The sequence below is a fragment of the Falsiroseomonas sp. RANM36 genome (genome assembly GCF_056682175.1).
In genome coordinates, this window is record NZ_JBWXTD010000010.1 from 1 (window position 1) to 11925 (window position 11925).

7 protein-coding genes are annotated in these 11925 nt (G+C 68.8%); 3 read left to right on the forward strand and 4 right to left on the reverse strand.

Translation table 11 applies throughout. From position 1 onward, the window contains the following. Nucleotides 1-8 precede the first annotated feature (8 nt). Both AC1MIR_RS26695 and AC1MIR_RS26700 read left to right on the forward strand, forming a co-directional pair. A complete protein-coding gene (locus AC1MIR_RS26695) occupies nucleotides 9-8156 on the forward strand; it encodes a tandem-95 repeat protein (protein WP_480031265.1) in 8148 nt (2715 codons plus the stop codon). A gap of 112 nt (nucleotides 8157-8268) precedes the next feature. After that, a complete protein-coding gene (locus tag AC1MIR_RS26700) occupies nucleotides 8269-8523 on the forward strand; it encodes a hypothetical protein (protein ID WP_480031210.1) in 255 nt (84 codons plus the stop codon). A gap of 18 nt (nucleotides 8524-8541) precedes the next feature. On the opposite strand, the gene AC1MIR_RS26705 is transcribed toward AC1MIR_RS26700, so the two are convergent. Further along, nucleotides 8542-9039 carry a LolA family protein gene (locus AC1MIR_RS26705; RefSeq protein ID WP_480031211.1) on the reverse strand — a complete coding sequence of 166 codons (498 nt, stop codon included), beginning with the start codon at nucleotides 9037-9039 and terminating at the stop codon, nucleotides 8542-8544. A gap of 307 nt (nucleotides 9040-9346) precedes the next feature. Here AC1MIR_RS26705 and AC1MIR_RS26710 point away from each other — a divergent pair, with 307 nt between their 5' ends. Then, nucleotides 9347-9619, forward strand: coding sequence for a hypothetical protein (locus AC1MIR_RS26710; protein ID WP_480031212.1), 273 nt, complete (start codon nucleotides 9347-9349; stop codon nucleotides 9617-9619). 123 nt (nucleotides 9620-9742) lie between these two features. Here AC1MIR_RS26710 and AC1MIR_RS26715 read toward each other — a convergent pair whose 3' ends face one another. From AC1MIR_RS26715 to AC1MIR_RS26725, 3 genes are all read right to left on the reverse strand, one after another. Then, nucleotides 9743-10357 (reverse strand): hypothetical protein, encoded by a 615-nt coding sequence (locus AC1MIR_RS26715; protein ID WP_480031213.1) that lies wholly within the window; start codon nucleotides 10355-10357, stop codon nucleotides 9743-9745. Between the two features lie 28 nt (nucleotides 10358-10385). Then, nucleotides 10386-11675 carry a heme biosynthesis HemY N-terminal domain-containing protein gene (locus AC1MIR_RS26720; protein ID WP_480031214.1) on the reverse strand — a complete coding sequence of 430 codons (1290 nt, stop codon included), beginning with the start codon at nucleotides 11673-11675 and terminating at the stop codon, nucleotides 10386-10388. 11 nt (nucleotides 11676-11686) lie between these two features. After that, nucleotides 11687-11925 (reverse strand): hypothetical protein (locus tag AC1MIR_RS26725; RefSeq protein ID WP_480031215.1); only part of this gene is annotated, 239 nt, incomplete at its 5' end.

Consider the following 11925-nt stretch of genomic DNA (forward strand, 5'->3'; position numbering starts at 1 on the left):
GCGACACGCTGACCTTCGCGCTGGTGGGCGGCGGGCTCGCGGGCCTGACCTTCAACGAGGACGGCAGCTACAGCTACGCCCCGCCGGCCGACTTCAACGGCACCGTCAGCTTCCAGTTCAAGGCCAACGACGGCACCGCCGACAGCAACACCGGCACCGTCGAGATCGACGTCACACCGGTCAACGACGCGCCGACCGACATCGCGCTGTCCAACGCCTCCGTGCAGGAGAACAGCCCGAACGGCACGCTCGTCGGCCTGCTTTCGGCCACCGACATCGACAGCAGCAGCTTCACCTATTCCATCCTCGGCGGGTCGGTACCCTTCAGCATCGTCGGCAACGAGTTGCGGGTGAACGGCGCGCTCGATTTCGAGACGCAGAACAGCTACACGCTGACCATCCAGGCGGATGACGGCGCCGGCGGCACGCACACGGAAGCCTTCGTCATCTCCGTCACCGACGTGGACGAGACGCCGGACAACACCGCACCCCGGGTCGAGAACGGCAGCGCCACCATCGACGAGGATGGCGAGCTCACCGGCAACCTGAACGATCTCGCCACCGACGCCGAGAACGACACGCTGACCTTCGCCCTGGTCAGCACGACGCCCGCGGGGCTCACCTTCAACCCGGACGGGACCTACACCTACGACGCGCCCGACAATTTCAACGGCCAGGTCAGCTTCGACTTCGTCGCCAGCGACGGCCAGGCCACCAGCAACCAGGGCACCGTCACCATCACCGTGAATCCGGTGAACGACGCGCCGACCACGCCGAACGGCGTGACCAGGACGGTGAACGAGGACACCTCGATCCTCATCAGCACCGCGGACCTGATCGCCGGTGCGATCGACGCCGATGGCGACCCCATCGTCGTCTCCGGCGTCACCTCCAACGCCTTCGTCACGGGCACGCTCGAGGCGGGTGGCATCCGCGTCGCCGGCACGCTCAACACCAACGGCGTGCAGACCATCACCTACCAGCTCAGCGATGGCCATGGCGGCGTCGTGGATGGGCTGATCACGCTCGACATCACGCCGGTGAACGACCGGCCCGTCGTCACGCCCACCACCTTCCAGGGCACGGAGGACGTGCCCTTCGTCATCGCCATCGCCGATCTGCTGGCGCAGGTGGCGTCGGACGTGGATATCGGCGACACGGTCAGCTTCCTGAACGTCACCGGCGACTTCGGCGGCGCGGTGACGATCGGCGGCGGCAACCTCACCTTCACGCCGCTGCCGAACCGCGACAGCGCGGGCTCCTTCTTCCTTTCCGTCACCGACGGTCTGCTCAACGCCGGCGGGACCATCACGATCAACCTCGCTCCGGTGAACGACGCGCCGGTTGCCGGCGACGACGTGGTCGCGCGCACGGCCAGCCCGCAGGTCATCAGCTTCGCGACGCTCTTCGCGAACGACGTGGACGTGGACACGCCGGCGGGCAACCGGACGATCAGCGCCATCACGAACGAGAGCGGCGTGACGGTCGCGGTGAACAACGTGGCGCGCACCGTCACGGTCACCTACGACCCGGCGCATGTCGGCGCCTATGGCTTCGACTACACGGTCTCCGACGGCGCCGGCGGCTCCGACACCGCCTCGGTCACGCTGAACACGGTGCCGGTCGCGAACGACGACGCCACGACCATCGGCGAGAACACGGGGTGGTCCGAGTATCACTTCGTCAACGTCATCGGCAACGACAGCGACGCGGATGGCGACCTGCTGACCGTCAGCTCCGTGGTGGCGCTGAACGGCGCGCCGATCGTGGCGGAGCGCTGGGACAGCAACAGCGACGGCCGCTTCGACAGCCTGCGCTTCTACGTCAACGACCCCAGCAACAACACCAACGGCGTCTTCCAGGTGGAATACACCGTCTCCGACCAGCGGGGCGGCACGGACACGGCGGTGGTCACGATCACCGTCACGCCGGAGGACGACGCGCCGATCGTCCGGCCCGACCTGCAATCCTCCGAGATCGTCAGCACCAGCCAGTTCACGCCGGTGGACATCGCCTTCGCCACGCTGCTGGCGAATGACGAGCATCCGGACGGCACCGACTTCACCATCACCTCCGTGCAGACCTTCGTCCGCGGCAGTGCGGTGCTGGTGGACACGAACGGCGACCTGGTGAACGACGCCGTGCGCTTCACGCCGGACGCGAACACGCCGCTGTTCGAGGACTTCGGCAGCTCCTGGCTGGCCTATTTCTACTACACGGTCACCGAGACGAACGGGGATGGCGACACCGCCTCCACCTGGGCCTATGTGCGCGTCTTCGACGTCAACGAGAACCCGATCGCGGCCGACGACACCATCACGCGCACCGGCACGAACCCGCAGGTCCTCAGCTACGACGCGCTGTTCGGCAACGACGTGGACTGGGACAGCCCGGAGACCGGCTGGACCATCAGCGCGATCACGAACCAGAGCGGCGTGACCGCGGTGGCGGACAACACGGCGCGGACCGTCACCGTCACCTACCAGGCCGGCTTCGGCGGGGCCTATGCCTTCGACTACACGCTGGCCGACGGCGAAGGCGGCAGTTCCACGGCTACCGTCACGCTGAACACCGCGCCGGTCGCCGAGGACGATGCGACGACCATCGCCGAGAACACCGCCTATTCGATCTATCACGACGTGAACGTGATCGCGAACGACAGCGACCCTGATGGCGACCTTCTGTCGGTGATCGCGGTGACGGCGCTGAACGGGGCGCCGGTGGTCGGAGGCGGCTACGACAGCAACGGCGATGGCCGCAACGACAGCGTCCGCTTCTACATCAACGACGCGCTGAACGACACCTTCGGCACCTTCCAGGCGCAGTACACCGTCTCCGACGGGCGCGGCGGCACGGACACGGCGGTGCTGACCATCACCGTCACGCCGGAGAACGACGCGCCGCGCGGCGTGCCGGAGGGGCCGGGCCTGTTCGCCACCCAGGAAGACACGGCGCTCACCATCCCCGTCGCCTCGCTGCTGGCGAATGGCGACTACGACCCGGACAGCGACGCCTTCTGGATCTCGAGCGTCTCGCAATGGGGCAGCTACGGCGGCAGCGCCGTGCTGGACGACAAGGGCACCAACGATCGCGGCGACGACGTGGTGGTGTTCACGCCGGACGCGAACTTCAACGGAAACGCCTTTTTCTACTACGTGCTGCAGGACGCGTCCGGCGCGCAGGACCTCGACACCTACGCCTATGTCACCGTCACGCCGGTCAACGACCCGGTGACGGCGAATGACGACGTGATCGCGCGCCTCTTCCCCGAAGCCGGCACGCAGACCATCACGCGCGCGCAGCTGGTGGGCAACGACCTGGACGTGGACGGCGACGCGGCGATCACCGGCGTCGTCGCCGGCGCCAATGTCAGCAGCATCGTGCTCAACGCGAACCAGTCGGTGACGGTCACCTACACCTCCGGCGCTGCGAGCTTCACCTACACCCTGTCCGACGGCACCTTCTCCGACACGGCGATGGTGACGCTGAACAGCGGCCCGCAGCAGACCGGCGTGGCCGGCGTGCTGAACCTGACCGAGGACACGCAGTCCTACTTCTCGGACGATGCGCTGATCGCGCTGGCCGGCGTCACCGACCCCAACGGCGACAACCTGTTCATCAGCGCGTATGGCAGCAACGCGAACATCGCCGTCTCGGGCGGCTGGTGGTGGGAGGACGAGGCGAACTACATCACGCCGATCCCGCAGAACTTCAACGGGCCGGCGACCTTCACCTTCACCATCAGCGACGGCAACGCGCCGACCGACCTGACGGTGACGCTGAACGTGCAGGTGGCGGCCGTGGACGACCCCGCGGTGGCGGTGGACGATCTCACGCTCGGCCTGGCCACGACCGAAGAGACGCCGATCGTCATCCAGATCGCCGACCTGCTGGCGAACGATTTCGACGTGGAAAGCGACGCCTTCTCCGCGATCGCCTTCTTCACCCGGCCCTGGAGCGGCGGCGCCGGCACGGTGGTGAACAACGGCAACGGCACCATCACCTATACGCCGGGCACGAATGTCGCCGAGGGCTACAACCCGTATTATGATGGCAACGCCTGGGGCGGCTATGGCGGGCCGGGCTTCTTCTATCGCGTCACCGGCGGCGACGAGGCCTTCGTGCGCGTCACGGTGACCAACGTGAACGATCCGGTCTCGGCGGTCGAGGACTACGTTGCCCGCCCGGCGGGCGCTCCGGCGAGCCAGGATGTCACCTATCTGCAGATGACGGAGAACGACAGCAACCCCGACCCGAACGGGGTGCTGACCATCATCTCCGTGCAGAACGCGGTGAACGGCACGGCGGTGCTGAACGACAACGGCACGCCGGGCGACCCGACGGACGACTTCGTCACCTTCACGCATACGGGCGGCGACGCCTCCTTCGAATACACGGTCCGGGAAGAGGGCGGCACGACCAGCACGGCGACCGTCTATTTCAACGGCGCGCCGGTGGCGCAGCCCGATGCGGTGACGGTGAGCGAGGCCGAGGCGACCTACTCGCCGGAAGGCTATCGCCGCGACATCTACATCGACCGGCTGGAGCTGGTCGGCAACGACACCGATCCGGAAGGCCAGCTGCTCTACGTCACGGCGCCGATCTACAGCTTCCCGGAGATGCGCTGGGACACCAGCGTGATCGAGCAGGTGAACTACTACGGCTCGAGCGTGCGGGTGGTGCTTCTCGACCCTGACTGGTCCGGCGAGACCTGGTTCGAGTATCGCGCCTACGACTCCGGCAGCCCGACCGCCTACAGCGAGCCGGTGCGCGTGACGCTGACGGTGGAGGACGGGAACGACGCGCCGTTCACGGCCTGGGACTACTGGCGCTACAACGGCGTGCAGTGGAGCGACACCAATCCTGCCACGAACGACATGGTGGGCTACGAGGATTCGTTCCTCGACATCCCCGTCAGTCGGCTGATCGACGGCCAGTTCATCGGCGGAGTGTACCAGTCCGGCGCCGATTTCGACGAGGAAGGCGATCCGCTGTCGATCGATCCCGCCTCGCTCTCCTCGTCCCAGGGCACGCTGCAACTCGTGGAGGTGGATGGCGAGCAGTTCGTCCGCTTCACTCCCTATGGCAACCTCAACGGCGAGCTCTACTTCGACTACGCCGCGACGGACGGCACGACGACCGGCCAGACGGAGCAGGTCTATGTCTACATCAACCCGGTGAACGACGCCCCGATCGTCAGCGACGGCGAGATCCCGGTGCCGATCGGGCAGACCGAGTTCTTCGTCAGCTTCTCGCAGCTGCTGACCTTCGTCAGCGACGAGGACCACAGCGACTTCCAGCTGACCTTCCTCGACGCCTTCGGGATCAGCGGCGGCAGCGTCGGGATAGAGGGCGGCGGCATCCGCTTCTATGCCGACGGATCGGGTGACCCGCTGCAGTTCGAGTTCAGCTACGAGGATCCGCTCGGCGCCTCCGACAGCGGCGTGATCACGCTGCTGCCCACCGAAGCGCCGCCATTCGTGCTGTATTTCCAGGGCTACGACTACGAGACCGGCAACTCCCAGCTCTGGCACTACCTGCCCGAGAATGGTCGCACCGTGAGCGTGGCGCTGGAGGAGATCGACGGCGCGTTCTCCTACTACCCCTCCGAGATCACGCCTTATGGCGACGGCGTCGCCTTCCTCGCCTCCGGCGGGTCGGGCGACGGTCTCTACACCTTCAGCGAGATCGGCGGGCTCACTCCGCTGGTCGTCGGCGACTACGTGTACGAATTGCTGGTGGTGGGCGACAACCTCTTCGCCGCCAGTTCCTCCGGCTTCTACGCCTTCGGTCCCGATACGCCGGACGGCCTCGTGCCGGCGGACGCCTATGGCGTGAGCGAGCTGACGGAAGGCCCGAACGGCATCTTCTTCGTCGCCTACGACAATCTGGAAGGTTGGGAGCAGATCTTCCGCTACGATCCGATCAGCCAGACGATCGAGCAGCTGACCAGCGAAAGCGGCGGCGACGTGTCGAGCCTGCGCGACATCGCCGTGACCTCCGATGCGGTCTTCTTCGTCGCCAACGCCTATGACGCGGCGAACGCGACCTACGACTACGGCGTGCTGTTCCGGCTGGACCTCAACGACGGGACGCTGTCGAGCTTCGGCTGGACCGGCATGGCCGACAATCCCTACGTCAGCAACCTCACGGCGGTGGGCGAGCAGGTCTATTTCATCGGGGCCAACCAGAACGGCTACGAGCAGTTGTGGCGCGCCGACGACAGCGGTCCGAGCGTTGTCATTTACGACAATTCCTTCGGCCGGGAGGGGTACTTCGACCCCCTCGAATACAACGGCAACACCGAGCTGGTGGCGTTCCAGGGCGGGGTTCTGGCCAATTTCTATGACGTGCTGAACGAAGGGGATTACTATCTTTTCTTCGGGGACGAATCCGGCTTCGCGCCAGTGGACGACTTCAACTCCTATGCCTCCGAGGTCCAGGTCCTGGACAACGAGGTCTTCTACATTGCCTATGACGGCAACGGGGAAGGGCGGGAGGTGTTCGTCTTCGACGGCGACACCGTGCAGCGGCTCACCACGCATGAAAGCTACTACGAGGCTTACGAGCTGGAAGTGGTCAGCCGCGAACTGCTGTTCATCACCGGCTACGACTACAGCAACGGCGGCGAAGGCAGCTACGGGACCGTCGTGTTCGAATACAATCCGGCGGAGTATGGCGATACTTTCACCCATCCGCTCGCGCGGGATGCCACCGAAGTCTCCTACCGCAACCTGACCGCGGCCGACGGCGGGCTTTACTTCGAGGCCATCGTCAACAATGTCGTCCAGACCTGGTTCGCGTCCTACGCCTCGTTCTACGCGACGCCGATCGACGGCTTCTACCTGAGTTCCAACGGTGACGAGGGCTTCTTCGGCGACATGCCGCTGGCCTCCTTCGAAACCGGCGAGGGCGCGGAGGCGGCCTTCTTCGCCATGAGCAGCCTGGTGGATTTCGTGGACATCGCGCCCGGCCAGGACCCGGACAATGCGCTGTTCCCGGCGAATTCCTACCCCTCCGGCTTCGTCCAACTCGAGCAGATCGGCGACTCCGCCATCGCGGACATCTACGCGATCGCCACCATCCCCGCCGTCGGGCCGGACCCCACCGTCATGGTGCGGATCAGCCACGATCCCGGCACCGGCACGCGCAGCTTCGACCAGGTGTCCGGGCTGACGGCGGTCGGGAACCCGACGGACCCCAACGGTATCCGGGAATTCCTCTTCGAGCCGCATGCGCTCGGCGATGTCGTGCTGGTGACCAAGGGCCTCTATGACCCCACCACCCTCCAGTACGACGCCTTCGAGCTCTGGCTGATCGAGGGCCTCACCGCCACGATGATCGACGACAACGCCGGCTACCTGTTCGACACCGAGGTGGCCCGCGCCGGTGACGTGCTGTTCTACGAGGACCAGTTCACCGCCGGCGCCGGGACGGAACTGACGCTCTACGACCTGGCGACCGGCACCAGCATGCTGGTGGACATCAACGCCGGCGCCGAGAACAGCGACCCGCGGGAATTGGTGGCAGCCGGCGGTGGCGTCTATATGCGCGCCGTCACGGACGGTATCGGCTTCGCCGGCGACATCGAGCTGGTGCGCGTCGAGACCGATGGCAGCTTCACGGTGATCGACCTGCGCGGCGACTCGGAATCCTACCCGGGCTCGCTGCCCCGGCAGATCACGGCGGTGGACGAGGACACGGTCATCGTCTTCGGCGACACCGATTCAGGCCCGTCGCTCTGGTCCATCACCGGGACGACGGTGGATTTCAGCATCGGCCTCTGGGAGTCCGGCATCTCCGGCATCCCCTTCCTGGAAGGCGGGACGGAGATCTTCGGCACCGGCCTGTTCTTCTTCGCCGACACCTGGACCGGCCAGGGCACGCAGCTGTTCCGCTACGACATTGCGAGCCAGGGCATCGAGCAGATCACCGATGGTGCCTTCGCCGGCCGCAATGCCTTCGAATACAGCATGGAGGTGGCCGATGGCGTGCTTTGGTTCGTCTTCGACGAGGGCTATGGCGACGGCCTCGAACTGCACTACTACGACCCGACCTATGGCTACGGCAGCCTGACGGACCTGGACCAGGGGTCCAACGGCTACGATGCCTACTGGCTTGCCGCGATCGCCAGGGCGGAGGTGCTGATCGACTGACGCCGGGCGCCGTCCGGCCTCGGCCCCCCGCGCCCCGTCAGCCCAGCCCAGGCCAGATCGCGCAACCCGGTTCCGGCCGCATTGCGGCCAGGCCGCCACTCAGGAGCCCGACATGAACGACACCATCTACGCCGATGGCGTGACCGACGTCACGGTGGTTGGCGCCAACGCCCGCGTGCGCTTCCACACGCTTGTCGCCGAGGGCAAGGGCAAGCCCAAGGCCGTGCACGCCTTCACCCTCGTGATCCCGGTGGAAGCGCTGGCCACCTTCGGCGAGCGCCTGCCCCAACTGACCGAGCAGTTGCTGCAGTCCGGGCGGCTGAAGAAGGTGCAGCGCGAGGCGGCGAAAGCGGCCGCGCCGAACTGAGCACCGTGAGGCTGCGGCTCAGCGCTGCTCCTGCTCCAGGAAGCGCGGGTCGTTGAAGTCGAAGATGCGCAGGCTGGGTCGGGCCGTCGTGTCGATCTCGTAGAGGGTCACCCGCGTCTCGCGCGCCTGCGCGTCCACGACGGTCCATTGCCGCAGCTGCATAGGGTCCTCCGAGAAGGACAGCGTAAGGCGCCCTTCCGCCGGCGCGCCGGTGCGGTGCAGCGTGACATGCAGGAAGCCGCCGCGCCGCTCCGTCGCGGTGACGGTGACGTCGCCCGAGAGGCGGATCTGCTCGCGCAGGAGCAGGCCGAGCGGGGTGGAGGAGGCCGGAACGGTCGTCGGCTGGCGCAACTGGCGATCAAACATCATCACCTGGCCGCCGGAAGCAACCAGCAGCAGCGGCTCGGGCGGGTCGTAGTCGAACCGCATGCGCCCAGGCCGCACGATCCAGGCGGTACCCTCCGCACTGGCGCCGTTCTGCCCGATCTGCAGGAAGCGGGCGCGCAGCGTTCGCATCCCGTTCAGATAGGTCTCGACCCTCGCGAGCGCAGCGCGGTCAAGCTCGGGGGCGCGGGGCTGCGGCCGCTGCTGAGCCAGCAGGGGCCGGGAAGGCAGGGCGGCCAGCAGGGCGGCCCCCAGGAGGCGGCGTCGCGACATGCCGCAAGACATGGCCCGCCGGCGCGGCAAACGGAAGGCCGGGAAATGTGACGCAGCGTCGCCCGATTAACGCTGCGGTCACCCGTTCCACGGCAGGGTCGCCGTCGAGCCGAGGAGCGGCGCCGAACCGGGCCTGAGGATCGGGCATGATGCGGGAGGTGCCCCGATGCCGCTCGATGTCGTCGGACAGGTCACGACCGCGGTGGACGCCGCGGAATTGCACGGCGTGCCGCGCCACCTGCTCGCCTGCCATGTGCTGGACCAGCTCTCGCCGGAGATGCGTCGCGCGGTCATCGCCATCGAGCTGACCGAAGCCGGCGGCTTCGTGAACATGGGGATGAATTTCGAGCGTGTCGCCTGGCGCGCCGTGTGGCGCCGGCCCGGGCTGCCCCAGATGTCCGGCATCATTCCGGTGCGGCGGGGCGAGATCGTCGGCTGACCCGACAGACTGCGGATCGTGGCCGATCCGCCATCAATCGCCGCACTTCCGGCGGCCGCACGCCTGCGGCTCGGCCCGCTGCACGGGCCGCAGGTCGCGCCCGATCCGATCTGTCATCACGCGCTACCGGCCCGGAGGGCCGCCGCCCATCCCGGGCACGAGGCCGGGCGGCATGCCTTGCGGCATGCGCAGGGGCTGATAGCCCTGCGGCCGCTGGAAGCGCGCGGGATCCTGGGTGCCGTAGCTGACCTGCGTCGCCTCCATCGCGCCGCGCCGCCCCTGATGAGCGCCTTCCGCGCGCAGCATCACGCCGTCATCGGTGATGCACGAACGGCCTTCCGAGTCGCGCTCCTGCACGCTCCAGATCGTGCAGCGCAGCCCGGCCACGGTCGCCGTGCCCTCGCGCCGGAAGCGCGCCTCGGCGGAGGCGGTGCGTGCCGCCATCGCCTGGGCAGCGGGAATGTCCATCACCGCGCGCATCTGCTCGATCACCAGGAAGGCCCGGCCGTTGCGGGTGTCGGCCACCATCCAGCCCATGCCGCCAGGCATGTCGGTGCGCATCATCGCCGTGGCGGCGTGCCAGCTCACGGTCATGGTCGGCGGCGCGCCACCCTGCGCCTCGCCCTGGACCCGATAGGTCACGGCGACATCGCGGGTCGGCGTCAGCGCGGGCCGGTCCTGCGCCAGGGCGGGACTGGCGAAGACCAGCAGCGCGGCGGTGGCGACGGCCCGGCTCATCCCTGTGCTCGCTTCGCGCATCGCCCTCTCAGCCCGCCGCCCCGGCCACCGCCGCCACGGGCAGCTGCTGGGGCGTCGCCCAGCCGATCGTGCCGACCGACTGGCATTTCGGGCAGACCGGCGCCCAGGCTGGCTGGTCGGTCCCGCAGGCGCTGCACCGCCAGCGCGGCTCGGGCGCCGCGGTCGCCGCCATGCGCAGCCATTTCGCCTGCGCCGCGCGGCTGTCGGGCGTATCGCCGCTCTCCACCTCCTCCAGGTCGGCCAGCGCCAGATAGGCGCGGCGATCCGCCTGGCCGGAGGCGGTGAGCGCCGCCAGTTCCTGCCGGGCGCGGCCGGTCAGGCCGGCGGCGGTGGCGAGGCGGCCGATCAGCAGCTGGCTCTCCGGGTTGCGCAGCGTGCCCTGCACCAGCAGGTCGGCCGCCTTCACGCGCTGCAGCGGGTCGTTCTCGTCGGCGAGATAGGCCTCGGCGATGTCGGGGTGCGGCTTCGCCTTCCAGGCCTCCTCCAGCACCTGCCGCGCGCGACGCGGACTGCCCGCCTGGCGCAGGCGCCGCGCATGGGCGAGCGCGGCGGGGGTGAAGCCCTTGTCGGTCTCGAAGGCTTTCCGCTCGAGCTCCGCGGCGCGGCCGCCCTCGGCCGGCTCCTGCCCGGCGGCGGCCAGCGCCAGCGGCGCCTGGTGCGGACCGGGCGCGGCGAGCGCGAGCGCCTCGCGCCAGTCGCGGGTGCGCAGCGCCAGCGTCTCCCGCTCCTCCCGCAGCCAGGCGGCCCCGGGCTGCGCCGCCTCGGCGTCGCGCGCCAGGCGCTGGGCGGTGGGCCAGTCCTCGCGCTGGATGGCCTGGCGCAGCAGGCCGCGCAGGCCGAGGAAGCGGGCGTCGTCGCGCAGCGCGAGCAGGTGGAAGGCCTCCGCCGCCGCCTCGTCCCGTCCGGCGAGACGCTCGGCCTCCGCGGCCAGCAGCAGGGTCTGGGGCGTGTCACCGAGCTTGTCGCGGGCGCGCCGCACCTCCAGCCGCGCCGCGTCCGGCGTGCCGGCGGCGAGCGCGACCAGCGCGCGCGTCAGCGCCGATTCGCCTTCCGCACGGCGGCGCGCCTCCCGCTTCGCCCGCCGCCGCGCCGGCCAGCGGCGGAGCGCGGCGATGCCGGCCAGCAGGCCATGCAGCGCCAGGAAGCCGAGTGCCAGCAGCACCAGGGCCAGCAGGAAGGGGACAACGATCTCCACATCGCCGACGCGGATCTCCACCGCGCCGCCGAGCTGGACCAGGTAGAGCACCCCCGCCACGCCGAGGGCGAGGAGGGCCAGATAGAGCAGCGCGGCGCGCATTCCCCGCCCCCTCAGCCGGCGGCCATCTGGCGCAGCGCGGCGCGGGCGGCGATCAGCGCCTCGGCGCGGGCGATCCAGTCGCCCATCGCTGCCTTCGCCGGTGCGGAGAGCCGGGCGAGGTGGCGCAGGCTCGCCTCCAGGTCGCCGGCCTCCAGCGCCCGCCGCGCCTTCTCGATCTCGGCCGCGGCGGCATCGCCCCACAGCACCTCCTCGCCGCGCCGGACGGTTACCAGGCCGGACAGGCGCGAGT